Raw genomic sequence first — 16459 nt, 5'->3', positions numbered from 1 at the left:
CGAGCCGGTCAACCCGGACCCTCCGATGAACGATACCTCCTTCGACCTCGACGCCTATTTCGACCGCATCGGCTATCGCGGCCCGATCGATGCTCCGCTCGGCACGCTGAGCGCGTCGCATCGCCAGCATCCGCAGGCGATCCCGTTCGAGAATATGGACCCGTTGCTTGGCACCAGCTCGACATCCTCATTCCCGACCGCGCCTTCGAAACAAGGGGCAGGCAGTTGAACATCGTAGAGGCTTGAGGCCCATGACCGCACTTTCCGTTCTCGACCTTTCGCCGATCGTCGAAGGCAGCGACGCCTCGCAATCGCTGGCAAATTCGCTCGACCTGGCCCGCCATGCCGAGCGGCTCGGCTACAGGCGCTACTGGCTGGCCGAGCACCACAACATGCCGGGCATCGCCAGCGCGGCGACCGCCGTGGTCATCGCCCATGTCGCCGGCGGCACCAAGACCATCCGCGTCGGCGCCGGTGGCATCATGCTGCCCAACCATGCGCCGCTGGTGATTGCCGAGCAGTTCGGCACGCTGGCGGCACTGCACCCCGGCCGCATCGACCTCGGCCTCGGCCGGGCGCCCGGCACCGATATGGGAACAGCGCGCGCGCTGCGCCGCAATCTCGAGGCGTCAGACAATTTCCCCCAGGATGTCGTCGAGCTGATGGGCTATTTCCAGCCGGCCGCGGAAGGCCAGCGTATCCACGCCGTGCCCGGCGAAGGCCAGAAGGTGCCGGTCTGGATCCTCGGTTCCAGCCTCTATGGCGCGCAGCTCGCCGCCATGCTCGGCCTGCCCTATGCGTTTGCCTCGCATTTCGCGCCGGCCGAACTCGACCATGCGCTGGAGATCTACCGTTCGCGCTTCCAGCCTTCGGAACAGCTGGACAAGCCCTATGTCATGCTCGGCCTCAACGTTTTCGCCGCACCGACCGATGGAGAGGCCAAACTGCTGTTCACCTCGTTGCAGCAGGCCTTCGTCAATCTGCGCACGGGGCGGGCCGGCCGCCTGCCGCCGCCGGTCGAGGGCTATGACCAGACGCTCGAGCCGATGGCAAAAACCATGATTTCGCAGGCGCTGTCCTGCGCCGTCGTCGGCTCTCCCGAAACCGTCCGGCAAGGCATAGACGCGTTCGTGCGCCGCACCGGCGCAGACGAGCTGATGGTGACCGCGCAGATCTTCGATCATGCGGCACGCGTGCGCTCGTTCGAAATCCTGGCCGAGGCGCATAAATCGCTGTCGCAGGCCGCGTGACGCTTTTGCCTGTGTCTGCTGTGGGCAGGCGCCTTCCTCAGCCAGGAGCCGCCTCTCTCACGCATAGGTGACGTTTTCTTGTGGTTTCGAAGCCCTGACTGGGCGCTTCGCCGGGGGATCGCGCAGATCCTGGGGCTTTGAGCGCGGTTTGAGCACATCCGGGCCGCCGGGCGGCTGTTCAAGGGCGCCAAGCGCGGCGCGGTGGATGCCATGCGCAGAATGCTTGCGCCCGATGCCGCCTGTTCTTATATACGCGCCAAGCCGCCCAGTGCCGGAATGCCGGTTGCCGGAGCGGAATTTCTTGTGAACAGGGGCTTTCGTCGGAACGCCTTACGGGTCCTGAGAGCCTGCTTAGCGGAGAGACTAGAAAAATGGCAAAAGTAATCGGTATCGATCTCGGCACCACCAACTCCTGCATCGCCATCATGGATGGCAAGGAGCCCAAGGTCATTGAAAATGCGGAAGGCGCGCGCACGACGCCTTCCATCGTCGCCATCTCGGGCGACGGCGAACGTCTCGTCGGCCAGCCGGCCAAGCGCCAGGCGGTCACCAATCCTGAAAACACCATCTTCGCGGTCAAGCGCCTGATCGGCCGCCGCTATGACGACCCGGTGACGGAGAAGGACAAGAAGCTTGTCCCCTACAAGATCGTCAAGGGCGACAATGGCGATGCCTGGGTCGAGGCCGGCGGCAAGAAGCAGTCGCCCAGCCAGATCTCGGCCATGATCCTGCAGAAGATGAAGGAAACGGCGGAGGCCTATCTCGGCGAGAAGGTCGAGAAGGCGGTCATCACCGTTCCGGCCTATTTCAATGACGCCCAGCGCCAGGCCACCAAGGACGCCGGCAAGATCGCCGGCCTTGAGGTGCTGCGCATCATCAACGAGCCGACGGCTGCAGCACTTGCCTACGGCCTCGACAAGAAGGATGGCAAGACCATTGCCGTCTATGACCTTGGCGGCGGCACGTTCGACATTTCGGTGCTCGAAATCGGCGACGGCGTGTTCGAAGTGAAGTCGACCAATGGCGACACCTTCCTCGGCGGCGAGGATTTCGACATGCGTCTCGTCGAATATCTGGCGGCCGAGTTCAAGAAGGAACAGGGCATCGACCTGAAGAACGACAAGCTTGCGCTGCAGCGCCTCAAGGAGGCGGCTGAAAAGGCCAAGATTGAGCTGTCGTCGACGACGCAGACCGAAATCAACCTGCCCTTCATCACCGCCGACGCGACCGGCCCCAAGCACCTGACGCTGAAGCTGACCCGCGCCAAGTTCGAGCAACTGGTCGACGATCTCGTCCAGCGCACCATCGAGCCCTGCAAGGCGGCGCTCAAGGATGCCGGGCTGAAGGCTGGCGAGATCGACGAAGTGGTCCTGGTCGGCGGCATGACCCGCATGCCCAAGATCCAGGAGATCGTGAAGCAGTTCTTCGGCAAGGAGCCGCACAAGGGCGTCAACCCGGATGAAGTCGTCGCTTTGGGCGCCGCCATCCAGGCCGGCGTGCTGCAGGGCGACGTGAAGGACGTGCTGCTGCTCGACGTGACGCCGCTGTCGCTCGGCATCGAGACGCTGGGTGGCGTGTTCACCCGCCTGATCGAACGCAACACGACCATCCCGACCAAGAAGAGCCAGGTGTTCTCGACCGCTGAAGACAGTCAGTCGGCCGTGACCATCCGCGTCTTCCAGGGCGAGCGTGAAATGGCTGCCGACAACAAGGCGCTCGGCCAGTTCGACCTGGTCGGCATTCCGCCGGCGCCGCGCGGCGTGCCACAGATCGAGGTCACTTTCGACATCGACGCCAACGGCATCGTCAACGTTTCGGCCAAGGACAAGGGCACCGGCAAGGAGCACCAGATCCGCATCCAGGCCTCTGGTGGCCTTTCGGACGCCGACATCGAGAAGATGGTCAAGGACGCCGAAGCCAATGCCGAGACCGACAAGCAGCGGCGTGCTTTGGTCGAGGCCCGCAACCAGGCCGAGGCGCTGGTGCACTCCTCCGAGAAGTCGCTGAAGGAATATGGCGACAAGGTTTCGGAAACCGAGCGCACGGCGATATCGGAGGCTATCACGGCGCTGAAGGCTGCTGCCGAAGGCGACGATGCCGCCGACATCGAGGCCAAGTCGCAGACGCTTGCCGAAGCATCCATGAAGCTCGGCCAGGCCATGTACGAAGCTTCGCAGAAGGAAGCGGCGGAAGCCGACGCCAAGGCGGACGCGGCCAAGGATAGCGACGTGGTCGACGCCGATTTCGAGGAAATCGACGAAAACGACGAGAAGAAGAAGTCGGCCTGACCGGTTGACGGCAAATAAAGCGGAAAGCCCGGCGCAAAGCCGGGCTTTTTTGCAACCCTCGCTGAAAAAGTGCGGGCCTTGCCGAAAAAGTCACTGAAAAACACAGGCACAAGCGCGCCGGCCCTAGCATCCGGGCATCACCGCTCCTAAATCGAGGCAACGTGCCGGCAAACGACGCAACATGCATCAAGACGTTGAGCATCCGGACTGCGGGAAAAGATGAAAGCTGATTTCTACGAGACGCTGGGCGTGCAAAAGGGCGCCGACGAGAAGGAGCTCAAGAGCGCTTTCCGCAAGCTCGCCATGCAGTTCCATCCCGACCGCAATCCCGGCGATCACTCCTGCGAGCACAAGTTCAAGGAAATCAACGAAGCCTACGAAACGCTGAAGGACCCGCAGAAGCGCGCGGCCTATGACCGTTTCGGTCACGCCGCCTTCGAGCAGGGCGGCATGAATGGCGGCGCGCAAGGTTTTGGCGCCGGCGGCTTCGCCGACATTTTCGAAGATATTTTCGGCGACATGATGGGCGGGCGCCAGCGCCGCTCGTCGGGCGGCCGCGAACGCGGCGCCGATTTGCGCTACAATATGGAAATCACGCTGGAAGAAGCGTTTGCCGGCAAGACCGCGCAAATCCGCGTGCCGGCCTCGATCTCATGCACGGAATGCTCCGGGACAGGCGCCAAGCCCGGCACCCAGCCGGTGACCTGCTCGATGTGCCATGGCCACGGCAAGGTACGAGCGACGCAAGGCTTCTTCTCGATCGAGCGTACCTGCCCGCAATGCCAAGGCCGCGGCCAGACGATCAAGGACCCGTGCCCGAAATGCGCCGGCCAGGGCCGCGTCACCGAGGAACGCTCGCTGTCGGTCAATATCCCGGCCGGCATCGAGGACGGCACCCGCATCCGGCTTGCCAATGAGGGCGAGGCGGGCCTGCGCGGCGGCCCATCGGGCGACCTCTATATTTTCCTGGCCGTGAAGCCGCATGAATTCTTCCAGCGCGACGGCGCCGATCTCTACTGCAAGGTGCCGATATCGATGACGACGGCCGCCCTTGGCGGCTCGTTCGAGGTGACGACGCTGGACGGCAGTCAGACCAAGGTGAAAGTGACCGAAGGCACGCAGAACGGCCGCCAGTTCCGCCTCAAGGGCAAGGGCATGCCGGTGCTGCGCCAGCCCAATGTCGGCGACCTCTATATCCAGACCGCGGTCGAAACGCCGCAAAACCTGTCGCGCCGCCAGCGCGAGCTGCTGGAAGAGTTCGAGCAGCTGTCGTCGAAGGACAATTCGCCCCAGTCGAGCGGCTTTTTCGCCCGCATGAAGGACTTTTTCGAATCCTTCGGCGAGCACTGAACCCAAACCAAGGCCGCCACGCTTCCCGAACGTCATCAACATCTTATGCCAGATCGCGCCTTGCCTTGGACCTGTTAGCTGCTAAGTAGCGTTCGGGGAGTGTTGAGGAGAACTTGCATGGCACGTGGTCCGGGATTGCGGAAGGCGCTGGCGGAAAAGTTCGACGACGAACTCAAATTCTTCAAAGGCTGGATCGACAAGCCGAAGTCGGTCGGTTCGATCGTGCCGACAAGCTCCATCACCGCCCGCAAGATGGCTTCCATCGTCAATCCGAAGTCCGGCCTGCCGGTGCTTGAAGTCGGCCCCGGCACAGGCGTCATCACCCGTGCAATCCTCGCCCAGGGCGTTAAGCCCGAAAACCTGTACGCGGTCGAATATTCCACCGATTTCGTGCGCCATCTGCGCCAGCTCTATCCCGGCGTCAACGTCATCGAGGGCGATGCCTTCAATCTCAACGCCACGCTTGGCGAGAAGAGCGGGATGGTTTTCGATTCCGTCGTCTCCGGCGTGCCGCTGCTCAATTTTCCGGTCGCACAGCGGATCGCCTATATTGAAAGCCTGCTAGACCGCATCCCGGTTGGACGGCCGATCGTGCAGCTGACCTATGGGCCGTTGTCGCCGATCCCGCCCGGCCGCGGCAATTACACGGTCAAGCATTTCGACTTCATCTTCCGCAACATCCCGCCGACGCAGCTGTGGATCTACCGGCGCGAAGCGCATTAGCTGGTATTGGGGGCGGGAGAAGTCTCTGGCGCCTTGTAGAGGATCGACGTCTCCCGAAGGAAGTTCGATTGAGGGTCGATCCACATCCTTGACTGTTATCCGCCTCGCAAACTCGTGGCGACCTCTCTGATCGCCGCGCACATGGCCCGCACGGCCGTTGCTTCGGCGCTGCTGGAGAACAGAAGCAGCAGAGGCCGACGCGCACGCGGCTCAAGAGGACGCCTCGCAACGATTCGCTGCCAATCGGCCGGAAACGCCAGGCCTGGCGCAATCGACAAACCGCGCCCGGCCCCCACCAGAGCAAGCAGCGCCGCCATATCGCTCGCCGACAGGATGACAACTGGCGCAACGCCAAAATCCTGGAACAATTCGGCAAGCATTGGTCCGCAGCCGCCGCTCGACATGATGAATGGCTGGCCGTCGAGAGCGCGGATCGGAAATGACCCGCCTTGGACTGAGTTCTTTTGCGATGACGCCACAAAGAGTTCGTCGTCGACAAGTTCCTCGGCTTGGCAATTGCCGGCGATGTAGGACAGTCCAATATCGGCGGCACCGCGATCGACCCACTCCGCCACCTCGGTATCCGTGCCCAAGAGCAGTTCGACAGCAAGCTCCGGGTGCCGGACGGAAGTAATGTTCAACGCATATGGAGCAATCTTTACCGAGGCGCTGCTGACCAGCGCGAGCCGTACTCTGCCTTTGATGGAGTGTTCCCGTAGGCCGACAAGACGGCCTAAAGCATGCAAAGCGGCGCGCGCCGCGTCCAAAGCCGCCTCGCCGGTTGCGGTGAAAGCGACACCGCGCCGATCACGTATGACGAGGGGCGCGCCAACGATCTCCTCCAGCGCCTTCATTGCATGGCTTATGGCCGATTGAGAAAGACAGAGCCGCTCGGCCGTTTTGGTGAAGCTGCGCGTCTCGCTGAGCGATGTCAGGACGCGCACCATTGTGATGTTGATATTAGCTTTGTTCATGGCTGCCGAAATATCTTTCATTTCGCTCATATTAAAGAGCGCTGTAGGTTTTGTGAAGGTGAGGGAAACGACCCTCGAAATCGGCGAGCGGCTTTCCTGGCCTCTCCGGCATGCAGGCGTGCGGTACGACGAGACTGAAACTGGAGTATCGCATGAGCTACCTTCCGCAATTCCTGACCCTTGCTTCGGTCTTCCTGCTCGGCGCCATGAGCCCAGGACCCGATTTTGTAGCCGTGACTTCCCATGCGCTGATCAGCCGTCGCGCGGGGTTCCATGTGGCGCTTGGCATTGCCGCAGCGATCATGGTGTGGGCGGCTCTCGCGATGTGTGGCCTGGGCCTCGTACTGACGCAGATTGCATGGGCTCACCTTGCCGTCCGGATCGCCGGTGCCGTGTATCTCGGTTACCTGGGCAGCAAGATCCTTTTGTCGGCTTGGCAGGCGCGGCCACCGCTGGCCGTCGGTGGCGCAGAGACTACGGCTCCTTGGCGAAGCGGATTCGTTGTCGGAATTACAAATCCGAAGACGGCCGCGTTCTTCGCGAGCCTGTTCATATCGGTATTGCCGATGCAGGCTCCGATCTGGGTCCAGGCAGTGTCGCTGGCCATAATTGGGCTGGTCGCAATGGCGTGGTTTGGGCTTGTCGCGCTGATGTTCTCCACAAGAAGGGTTCGGGCGGTATATGGCAGCGTCCGCAGGCCGATAGATGCCTTGCTCGGAGTTGCACTCATCGCGCTGAGCGCAAGAATTGCGGTCACCCACTAGCAATAGCCCAGCTGCTCGGCACACCCTTCACGCGCTTGCCCCCGATCGTTTCCGTTTTTTGAGCCAGTGCGTTGATTTGCGCAGCCTCTGGCTGTACCTGTCCGGGAACAAGAGTGGCCAATGGCTGTGATCGCGAAAATCCTCGTCTTTGCCGGCTCGGTGCGCAGCGGCGCCTTCAGCGGCAGGACCGCCGATGTGGCGCAGAAGGAGCTGGCCATGCAAGGCGCCGAGGTGACGCGCATTTCGCTGGCCGACTATCCGCTGCCGATCATCGACGAGGACCTCGAAAAGGAAAAAGGCGTTCCCGACAACGCCGTGAAGCTCGGCCGGCTGATCGCCGCCCATGACGGGCTGCTGATCGCGACGCCCGAATATAATGGCTCGATCCCGCCATTGCTCAAAAACACGATCGACTGGGTGAGCCGGGTGCGCCTGGATGGCGGCCGGCCGGTGAGGCCGCTTGTCGGCAAGGTCGCCGGCCTGTGCTCGTCTTCCAACGGACATTTCGCCGGGATCCGCTGCATCAACCATCTGCGCGCCGTGCTGGTGCGCTGCCAGCTGGAGATGGTGACGCCGGAATGCTCGGTATCCGATGGCGGCAATGCCTTCGACGGCGACGGCAATTTCAGGGATGATAGACTGACCAAATCGATGGAGCACCTATGCCGCACGCTGATCGAAACCTCGCGCATGCTGTCGACCCGGACCGGGGCATGATTTCCACAGCCATGCAGGCCCATACGATGAGAGACAGGCTGATCGTCGGCCTCGACGTGCCGACGGTGAAAGAGGCCGAACAGGCGGTGCGCGAACTCGACGGCGTCGTCTCCTTCTACAAGATCGGCTATCAGTTGGCCTTCGCCGGCGGGCTCGACTTCGCCAGGGAGTTGGCCAGCGGCGGCACGAAGATCTTCCTCGACATGAAGCTGCTCGACATAGACCACACCGTGGCGAAGGGTGTCGAGAACATCGTGCGCATGGGCATGACGATGCTGACCATTCATGCCTATCCCAAGGCGATGAAGGCAGCTGTGGAAGTGTCGCGCGGCAGCGACCTGTGCCTGCTGGCGGTCAGCGTGCTGACCTCGATGGACGAGCAGGACGTGATCGACGCCGGCTATGAATACGACCCGCACACGCTGGTGCTGAGGCGCGCCAAACAGGCGCTGCATGCAGGCATGGGCGGCGTCGTCTGCTCGGCCGAGGAGGCGGAAGCGGTGCGCCGCATCGTCGGACCCGACCTGGCGGTGGTGACGCCGGGGATACGGCCCAAGGGCAGCGACCATGGCGACCAGAAACGCGTGGTGACGCCCGGCCAGGCGATCCGCAACGGCTCCAGCCATCTTGTTGTGGGCCGGCCAATCGTGGCGGCAAGCGACAGGCGCGCGGCGGCGGAAGCCATACTGGAAGAGATGCGCGCCGCGTAATGAGGAGAAGAAAATGCCCAAGGGATACTGGATAGCCCGCGTCGATGTGCGCGACGCCGAAGGCTACAAGGACTATGTCGCTGCCGCCAAGCTCGCTTTCGACCGTTTCGACGTGAAGTTCCTTGCCCGTGGCGGTGAGCATGAAAAGGCCGAGGGGGCTGGCCGCGCCCGCAATGTCATTATCGAGTTCGAATCGCTCAGCGCGGCGCACGATTGCTACCACTCGCCGGAGTACCAGCGCGCCGTCGCCATCCGTCAGAAAGTAGCCGATGGCGAGATCGTGCTGGTCGAGGGTATCTGACGCGCGAAGCTGCTCTGCTCAGTGCGGCGCTTCTCCTGCGCCAGCACCTCCAGTCGATGGCGGTGCCCCGACAGCTCATAGCCGACAACGGTGACGGCCGGCGCTAGCGTGAGTAAGATGAGGCAGACCGCCATGTCGACGCCGGCAAGGGCGGCGATGATGGCAAGTGCGACGACCGCAGCCGTTCCCGCCAGCAGCCAGACATGGAGGGGATCGAAGCGCTGGACGAGATAATAATACAGCGCGTAGATCGCCCCCAGGAACACGCCTAGCGGAATGGCAACTGACAGCAGCGTCGCCACCGGGCCGATATGGGTCTTGTGCTCGATGAAATAGGCCGCGACATGCAGCCCGGCGCCGGTGGCGACGATGGCAGCGACGATCAGCATCTGGCCATAGCCCCAGATAAAAGAGCGATTGCGGTGCTGGTGCAGCACCGTCCCCGAGGGCAGCATGTAATAGACCCACCACATGCCGAAGGTGAGACCCATTCCGGCAATGCCGATCAAGGCGGCATCGAGGTTCCAGCCCTGCTCCTCGACCACGGCCGACAGCGTCGCCAGCGTGCCGACCACCCCTTCGCCCAGCGCGATGATGGCGAACAGGCTGTAGCGCTCGGCGACGTGGTGCGCGTGCCAGGGCGTGCCGCCATCCCTGCGCTCGGCGATCGCCGGCCCGGCAAGCTCGATGAGAACCAGGATGGCGCCGAAAGCCAGGCTGGTCTCCAGCGAGAAATCGACCAGTATCTGCACCACCCAGCCGATCTGGGCGATCGCAATGGCGACGGCGTAGGTCAGGCAGGCACGCCGCCGCCCAGGGTCCTGCCGCGCCGCGCGCAGCCATTGGAAGATCATGGCGACGCGCATGATGACGTAGCCCAGCACCATCACCGAATTGTTGAGGTGTTCGCCATGCTCGATCGAGGCGAACATGCGCGGCAGGCCGATGGCCAGCACCAGCACGCCGATCATCTGCACCATGGTGACGAGGCGGAAGATCCAATCGTCGGTGTCATAGGCGGAGGAAAACCAGGAGAAATTGATCCACGCCCAGCAGATGGCGAAGCTGGCAAAGCCGAAGGCGATCAGCGCCGCCGCGTAGTTGCCCTCGGCCAGGGCGTGCGCCAGTTGCGCGGCGGCAAGGCTGAAGGCGGTGACGAAGGTCAGATCGAACAGCAGCTCGAGCGGCGTGGCGACGCGATGCGCCTCATGCGGATCGCGCCCGGCCATGCGCCTGATGTGATGGTGGAGGGAGCTTGCTGGTGTGCTCATCGCGCGGCCTTGCCTGAGGACTGTCCCGCGACACTAAAGGTGGAGCAGAAGCCGTCAAGGCGCGGCACGTCGTGCCGGTCCCCGCGGCTTTCAGATCGCCTGTCGGTTCAGTCGGTTCGCCGCCGTCTCGGCAACCGCATCGGCCAGCGTCATGCTCCATTGCAGCCGGCAATAGGCGCGGAAATCGAAGCAGGGCAGGCCGGGACAGACTTCGAACTCGATGAGGTGGGCATGATCGGTGGCCTCGACCCTGAAATCGATGGAAAACACGTCGCGCAGGCCAAGTCCGCTGACCAGCCGCTCGGCGATGCGGCGGATGGTTGCCGCGGCTGCCGGCTGGGTGTCGGCGACCGGCTCCAGCACCGGCTCGCTGTATAGCCCAGCCGCCTTGGCGGCCTCGCCGGTGTCGCCGTAAAGCGTCATCGAGTCCGCCATGGTCTGGAAATCGCCGCCGGAGTCGACGAACGCAATGCCGAGCGCTTCCGCCCCGGCATCCGTTTGCAGCCCAAGGAAGCTGGCGCGGACATTGCGACCGCCGACATAGGGCTGGACGACGACATCGTCGCGATAAGCGGCATAGACCCGCCGGCTAAGCTCCAGCGCATGGGCCAGGTCGTTGCAGCGTGAATCCGGCCAGATGCCTACCTTGGAGCCGAGCCGGTTCGGCTTGACGAACCAGCCGGCTTCCGAAGCTGGCGGGTCGGCCAGCCAGCGGCCGTCGCGGGCCAGGCCTGCCTGCGGCGCCGGCAGGCCGAGCGCGCAAAGCACGGCGCCGGAACGGAACTTGTCCTGGCAAAGCGCGAACAGCGCATCGTCGGCTCCGATGGTTCTAAGCCCATTCAGCCTGGCAAGTGCGGGCGCCGCAGCACCGCGGAAATAGGCAATGCCGTCGGTCAGCGTCCAGACCAGCGTGGTTGCGGGATCCGCCTTCGCCAGCGCTGCCGCCGCATCGTCGAGTTCGACCGGCAGGAAGGCGAGGCCGCGCCGCCCGCAAGCCGCAGTGAGCTCATCGAATTCGGGCGCGAGATCGGTCGATTGCGCCAGATAGGACGAGATTTCCAAGGCACGCTCGGCAGTAAAGCCATCGGCGACCAGCCTGTCGAAACAGGCCTTTTCAGGCTCGTAGACGAGGATCAAGGTCGGGCGCGGCATGGGTCAAAGCTTCTCGGTGATGCAGCCACACCATCGCACGGCCAATGCGATCGGCTTGCGCGAAATCGACCCGCGCCCGCCGCCTGCACGACAACCGGTACGCTCAGGCGATCAGCACGCGCGGCTCGAAGCGGCCGTTGACGGGGATGTCGAGCAGGAAGGTCATGCCGGCCTGTGGGTCGAGCTTGCGCTGCTTGTCGTCCTTGCCTTTCCAGGCCGAGGTCACCGCCAGCCGATCGGCCTTGGCCCCGACAAAGGCCGGGCACGAGGACTGCCCCGCCGGCACGGCAATTTCGCGCAACAATGTGCCGTCCGGCGCATAAGCTTTCACTGCCTTGCCGCCCCAGACGGCATTCCACAGCACGCCGTCACGATCAACGACCGAGCCGTCGACAAAGCCCTTGGACGAGCGATGGTCGACGAACACTTTAGACTCGCCGACGGGCAGGCCAGTCGCCGGATCGCAGGCGACCCGCATCAAGAGGCCGGTCGAGGTGTCGGTGTAATAGGCAATCGAGCCGTCTTCGGAAAAACAGATCGAATTCGATACTGTGACGCCGGTGTAAAGCGTGCGCAATTCGCCCTTGAAGAACCAGTAGATGGCGCCGGCGCCCTTCTCCTCACCCTTGCCCATCGTGCCGACCCAGAAGGCGCCACAAGGGTGGACGCGCGAATCGTTGGAGCGGGTCAGCGCATTGTCAGCCTCGATGGGCGTATGCAGCGTCAGCTTGCCGGTCGAGACGTCGCGGACATGCAGGCCAGTCTCGGTGGCGATGAGCTGGCGATTGTCATCGACAATGGCGATGGCGCTGGCCATCTGGCCGAGCTCATGGACTTTCCGCGCGCCGGACGTGACACCCTGCTCCAGCAAAAGCCCGTTGACGATGTCGAACCAGAACAGCGTATCGGTTGCGGGATCGTAGCTCGGCCCCTCGCCGAGTTCACAGACATGGTCCGAAAAAACCGAAACCTTGTCCATCATGCCGCTCCGCCGAAGGCCGCATCCCAGGCCGTCACCGCCGCCTGCGCGCGCGAGGCCACCTCGTCGACGCTGATGCCGGGTTTGAACAGGCTGGAGCCAAGACCAAAAGCAGTCACCCCGGCGGCTTTGTAGCCGGCAAAGTCTTTGTCGGAAACGCCGCCGACGGCGCCGACCACGGTATCGGCCGGCAGCACGGCGCGCATCGCCGAAATGCCGCTAGGCCCGAGCACGCTTGCCGGGAAGAATTTGAGCGCCGAAGCCCCAAGCCTAATCGCCTGAAAAGCTTCGGTGGGGGTGAACACGCCTGGCATCGTTACCATGCCATGGTGCATGGCGCGGGCCATGACGTCGGCATCGATGTTGGGGCTGACCAGCAGCCTCCCGCCGGCCTTGGCCAAGGCGTCGACATCGGCTGAAGTCAGCACCGTGCCGGCGCCGACCAGCGTCGTCTTGGGCAAAGCGGTGACAATGCTGGCGATCGATGAAAACGGCTCCGGCGAATTGAGCGGCACCTCGATGGCTTCGATACCGGCGTCAAACAGCGCCTGGCCGATGGCAACCGCCTCGCTGGGTTTGAGGCCGCGCAGAATGGCGACAAGGCCACGCTTCAGCTTCGGGAAAGGTGCGGTCTGGGTCACGCTGTCACTCCACTCTGGTGAGTCATTTGGCGATCATGCCATTTTCCCGCGCCGCCTCGATAAGGCCGGCACGCACCGCCTCGTCGGCGTCGACCGTCCTGACGGCAAGCCCTGCAAGGTCTAGCGCCTGGCGGTAGAGGGCTGCTAGCGAGCCGGACGCAACCAGCACGATTGCGGTGGTGCTTTCGCCATAGCGGCGGCCCGCCGAGGCGATCTCGCCGCCGATCAGCAGGCCGGACAGGCAAGCGGCGGCATCGTCGGCCTTGAGGTTCTGCAGCAAGCCGGCGGCGCGGATCGAGAACAGCCGCGAGGTGACATCGCCGCCCTCCGCCAAAGCCTTGCGGCACCATTCCTGGAAGAACGGATTGTCCGGAGTGACCGGCTTCGGGCTCTCGCCCAGCGAATGGCGCAGGATAGAGTGAGTGGTCAGCACCGAAAACAGCTCGCCGGTCGGCCAGGTGCAGAAGCCGTCGACCGCGCCGTCTGCGACCAGAACCCATTTCGAATGGGTGCCGGGCATGCAGACGAGATGGCGACCTTTTGCCGGCAAACCGGCGCCGGCAAGCTGGGTTTCCTCGCCGCGCATTACGTCCGGCGCATCTTCCAGGCGCTGCGCCAGGCCAGGCACGATGCGGATGTCGCGGCTCTGGCCGGGAATGCGGGCGGCCCCCGCGAGAATGGCACTGAGCGGCGCCGGCACGGTGACGTAAGGCGCTTCCAGCCAACCCTGGCGCGAGCCGGCCATGCCGCAGATGATGACCGGCAGTGTGTCAGGTGCGCCGAGCGCCGCCAGATGGCCCTCGAGGATGGTCGAAAAGCCTTTTTTCTGCGCGGTGATCAACCCATCATCGCCGCGACGCTCGGCAAGCACCCCGCCCGCCCCGTCGACCAGCCAGACCCGCATGCGGGTCGTGCCCCAGTCGACGGCGGCGACTGCCGGCGTGCCTTTTGCCGGATTTTGATTCACCGGACTCACAGGAAACCCCCGTCGACGATCAACATCTGCGCCGTCAGCATACGCGCGGCGTCGGAGGCCAGGAACAGCACTGTGCCGACGATGTCGTCGGGCTGCATGACCTGCTTGATGCATTGCTTGGCGACATGGGCGGCGAGCCTCTCCTCGGTGACCCAGAGTTCCCGCTGCCGCTCGGTGATCACCCAGCCCGGCGCAATCGCATTGACGCGGATGCCGTCGACCCCAAGCTTGCCCGCGAGACCTTTGGTGAGGCCGAGTATGCCGGCCTTGGCGGCGGTGTAGGCCGGCATATCGGGGTGGTTGATGAGATAGGAGGTTGAGGTGAAGTTGATGATCGACCCGCCGCCGGCCCGCTTCATGCCCGGCGCGACCGCCTGTGCGGTGAAGAAATGCGGGCGCAGATTGACGGCGAGATTGTTGTCCCAGAACTCGACGGTAACGTCGGCGACCTCGTGGCGTTCGTCCCAGGCGGCATTGTTGACCAGCACGGTGACGTCGCCATGTGCCTCAGCCGCTTTGGCGGCCGAAGCGCGCAACGCCTCGACGTCACGCAAATCGGTCTTGAGGTAGAGCGGTCGCCGGCCAAGTTCTTTTTCGACGCGGTCGGCAAGCAGCGTGCTTAGGCCATCGGCGATGTCGATGAAGGCGACATGGGCGCCCTGGCGAACGAAGCCCTCGGTCAGTGCCGCACCAATTCCGGAACCGCCGCCGGTGATCAGCACCGAGGCTCCCCTGAGGTCGGCAAAATCGGCCGATGGCATCATATTTTTCTCTCCCGATCCGGTCGGCGCGCATCCTATCCAGCCAAGTCCGGGGAGCAAGGGCGAAAACGGCGATTTGTTTGGCTTATGTCAGACAAAAGGACGCAAGATGGCGGCCACAGTCGATCTTGGCTCGCACCGCTGACTTGCTCGACGCAGGCAAGACCGCCGGTCAGACTGCCTTGGCGTAGAGGGCGCCGCGATAGGAATCGCGGAGGTAGCCGAGCGTGGCGTCGGCGTCGACCGGTTTGCCGAAGAGATAGCCCTGGCCGCCGGCGCAGCCGAACTGGACGAGGCGGTCGGCCTGCGCCTCCTCCTCGATGCCTTCGGCGACGACATCCATGCCGAGCCCTTCGCACATGGCCAGAATGGCGCGGATGATGTGTTCCGACGGGCGGTCGTCGAGGATCGAGGAGACGAAGGCGCGGTCGATCTTGAGCTTGTCGAAATGGAATTCGCGCAAGCGGCCGAGCGAGGACTGGCCGGTGCCGAAATCGTCGAGCGAGACTCGGATGCCGACGCGACGCAGGTCCTCGACGATCTTCTCGGCCGAGGCCGGATCGTTCATCAGGCCGGTTTCGGTGATCTCGATCTCCAGCCGTCGCGGATCGAAGCCGGTGCGGTCGAGGATCGACAATATGTGCAGGCCGGTGTTCTGGTCGACGAGTTGCGAGGGCGACAGGTTGAAGGACAGGAACAGGTCCTTCGGCCAGCTGCGCGCCGCTTCGGTCGCCTTGCGCAGCACCAGCTGCGATAGCGGGCCGATGATGCCGCGCTCTTCGGCGATCGGGATGAACACGGTCGGCGGCACCACGCCGAGGTCGCGATCGGTCCAGCGCGCCAGCGTCTCGAAGCCGATGGTGCGGCGGGTGGTCAAATCGACGATGGGCTGGAAATGCGGTTCGACCTCACCGGCCGAGACGGCACGGCGCAGCGCCTGTTCGATGCGGGTGACGCGCTTGGCCGCCTCTTCCATTTCGCGGGTGTAGACGACGACGCGGCCACGGCCCGAACGCTTGGCGTGGTAGAGCGCCGTTTCGGCCTTGTTGACGAGGATTTCCGTGGTTTCGTCGCCGGAATAAAACAGCGAGCAGCCGACCGAGGCCGAAAGCCTGGCGGTGCGTTCGCCGACATCGTAGGGCGCCGACAGGATCTCGATCATCATGCGCGACTTCTCGGCCGCCGCCTCCTCCGAGAACACCATCGGGTAAAGGAAGGCGAATTCATCGGCGCCGATGCGGCAAACGGTGGAGTGGCTGTCCATCGAAGCGCGCAGCCGCATCGCCACCTGGATCAATATGTCGTCGCCGGCCTTGTGGCCGAACAGATCGTTGATCGGCTTGAAGCCGTCGAGGTCGAGAATGCCGACCGTGAACGGCGCGGGATCGTCCGCACGGTCGCTGATCAGGCGATCGACCTTGTCGAAGAAGCGGCGATGGTTGCCAAGCCCGGTCAGCGCATCGGTGAACGCCAGATCCGAGTTTTCCCTGCTTGCCTGCCCGGTGCCAAACGTCGTTTGCATCGGTATCCCTGTTTGTGACGCCCGAAATTTAGGCTGAGACTGGCAGCAAAGCGTTTAGGAAGCGTATCGCGAAATCGATT

Annotated in this window: 17 protein-coding genes; 9 read left to right on the top strand and 8 right to left on the bottom strand. The window is 63.7% G+C overall.

What is annotated here, in order from left to right:
* Positions 1-25: 25 nt before the first annotated feature.
* The 5 genes from X756_RS159860 (at position 26) to pmtA (ending at position 5611) form a co-directional block, all read left to right on the top strand.
* Entirely contained in the window at positions 26-229 is a 204-nt protein-coding gene (locus tag X756_RS159860) for an arylamine N-acetyltransferase (protein ID WP_023714466.1), read from the top strand.
* A 22-nt stretch (positions 230-251) separates the two neighbouring features.
* Complete coding sequence (locus X756_RS159865; protein ID WP_023673201.1) at positions 252-1250, top strand: LLM class flavin-dependent oxidoreductase; 999 nt, start codon at positions 252-254, stop codon at positions 1248-1250.
* A gap of 371 nt (positions 1251-1621) precedes the next feature.
* On the top strand, positions 1622-3538 hold the full coding sequence (dnaK, locus tag X756_RS159870) for a molecular chaperone DnaK (protein ID WP_023673200.1): 1917 nt from the start codon (positions 1622-1624) through the stop codon (positions 3536-3538).
* Positions 3539-3757: 219 nt separating this feature from the next.
* Complete coding sequence (gene dnaJ / locus X756_RS159875; protein ID WP_023681322.1) at positions 3758-4888, top strand: molecular chaperone DnaJ; 1131 nt, start codon at positions 3758-3760, stop codon at positions 4886-4888.
* Positions 4889-5005: 117 nt separating this feature from the next.
* Entirely contained in the window at positions 5006-5611 is a 606-nt protein-coding gene (pmtA, locus tag X756_RS159880) for a phospholipid N-methyltransferase PmtA (protein ID WP_023687484.1), read from the top strand.
* Between the two features lie 95 nt (positions 5612-5706).
* On the opposite strand, the gene X756_RS159885 is transcribed toward pmtA, so the two are convergent.
* Positions 5707-6606: a LysR family transcriptional regulator gene (locus X756_RS159885; RefSeq protein ID WP_210164338.1), complete on the bottom strand. Its 900-nt coding sequence runs from the start codon at positions 6604-6606 to the stop codon at positions 5707-5709.
* Positions 6607-6737: 131 nt separating this feature from the next.
* Here X756_RS159885 and X756_RS159890 point away from each other — a divergent pair, with 131 nt between their 5' ends.
* From X756_RS159890 to X756_RS159905, 4 genes are all read left to right on the top strand, one after another.
* Positions 6738-7349, top strand: a complete 612-nt coding sequence (locus X756_RS159890; protein WP_023728805.1) for a LysE family transporter — start codon at positions 6738-6740, stop codon at positions 7347-7349.
* 120 nt (positions 7350-7469) lie between these two features.
* The gene (locus tag X756_RS159895; RefSeq protein WP_023728804.1) at positions 7470-8066 is read left to right on the top strand and encodes an NADPH-dependent FMN reductase; all 597 of its coding nucleotides are present in this window, start codon (positions 7470-7472) and stop codon (positions 8064-8066) included.
* The gene (gene pyrF / locus X756_RS159900; RefSeq protein WP_023728803.1) at positions 8063-8776 is read left to right on the top strand and encodes an orotidine-5'-phosphate decarboxylase; all 714 of its coding nucleotides are present in this window, start codon (positions 8063-8065) and stop codon (positions 8774-8776) included. The genes X756_RS159895 and pyrF overlap by 4 nt, the downstream gene beginning before the upstream one ends.
* A 13-nt stretch (positions 8777-8789) precedes the next feature.
* Positions 8790-9077, top strand: coding sequence for a DUF1330 domain-containing protein (locus tag X756_RS159905; RefSeq protein ID WP_023687489.1), 288 nt, complete (start codon positions 8790-8792; stop codon positions 9075-9077).
* Here the strand turns inward: X756_RS159905 and X756_RS159910 are convergent.
* The 7 genes from X756_RS159910 to X756_RS159940 form a co-directional block, all read right to left on the bottom strand.
* The gene (locus X756_RS159910) at positions 9032-10348 is read right to left on the bottom strand and encodes a low temperature requirement protein A (protein WP_245264446.1); all 1317 of its coding nucleotides are present in this window, start codon (positions 10346-10348) and stop codon (positions 9032-9034) included. The two genes, X756_RS159905 and X756_RS159910, sit on opposite strands and share 46 nt — an antisense overlap.
* A 90-nt stretch (positions 10349-10438) precedes the next feature.
* Positions 10439-11500, bottom strand: a complete 1062-nt coding sequence (locus X756_RS159915) for a hypothetical protein (protein WP_023728801.1) — start codon at positions 11498-11500, stop codon at positions 10439-10441.
* A gap of 103 nt (positions 11501-11603) precedes the next feature.
* Complete coding sequence (locus X756_RS159920; RefSeq protein WP_031237829.1) at positions 11604-12479, bottom strand: SMP-30/gluconolactonase/LRE family protein; 876 nt, start codon at positions 12477-12479, stop codon at positions 11604-11606.
* A complete protein-coding gene (locus tag X756_RS159925; protein ID WP_023687493.1) occupies positions 12479-13120 on the bottom strand; it encodes a 2-dehydro-3-deoxy-6-phosphogalactonate aldolase in 642 nt (213 codons plus the stop codon). The genes X756_RS159920 and X756_RS159925 overlap by 1 nt, the downstream gene beginning before the upstream one ends.
* 22 nt (positions 13121-13142) lie before the next feature.
* A complete protein-coding gene (locus tag X756_RS159930; RefSeq protein ID WP_031237828.1) occupies positions 13143-14087 on the bottom strand; it encodes a 2-dehydro-3-deoxygalactonokinase in 945 nt (314 codons plus the stop codon).
* Between the two features lie 5 nt (positions 14088-14092).
* A complete protein-coding gene (locus tag X756_RS159935) occupies positions 14093-14860 on the bottom strand; it encodes an SDR family oxidoreductase (protein WP_023692985.1) in 768 nt (255 codons plus the stop codon).
* A gap of 169 nt (positions 14861-15029) precedes the next feature.
* The gene (locus tag X756_RS159940; RefSeq protein WP_023681311.1) at positions 15030-16379 is read right to left on the bottom strand and encodes an EAL domain-containing protein; all 1350 of its coding nucleotides are present in this window, start codon (positions 16377-16379) and stop codon (positions 15030-15032) included.
* Positions 16380-16459: the final 80 nt, after the last annotated feature.

It is taken from the genome of Mesorhizobium sp. LNJC405B00, assembly GCF_000502615.1.
Lineage (GTDB): Bacteria > Pseudomonadota > Alphaproteobacteria > Rhizobiales > Rhizobiaceae > Mesorhizobium.
The sequence above is the reverse complement of the archived record's forward strand: the minus strand, read 5'-3'. Positions and strand labels throughout refer to the sequence as shown.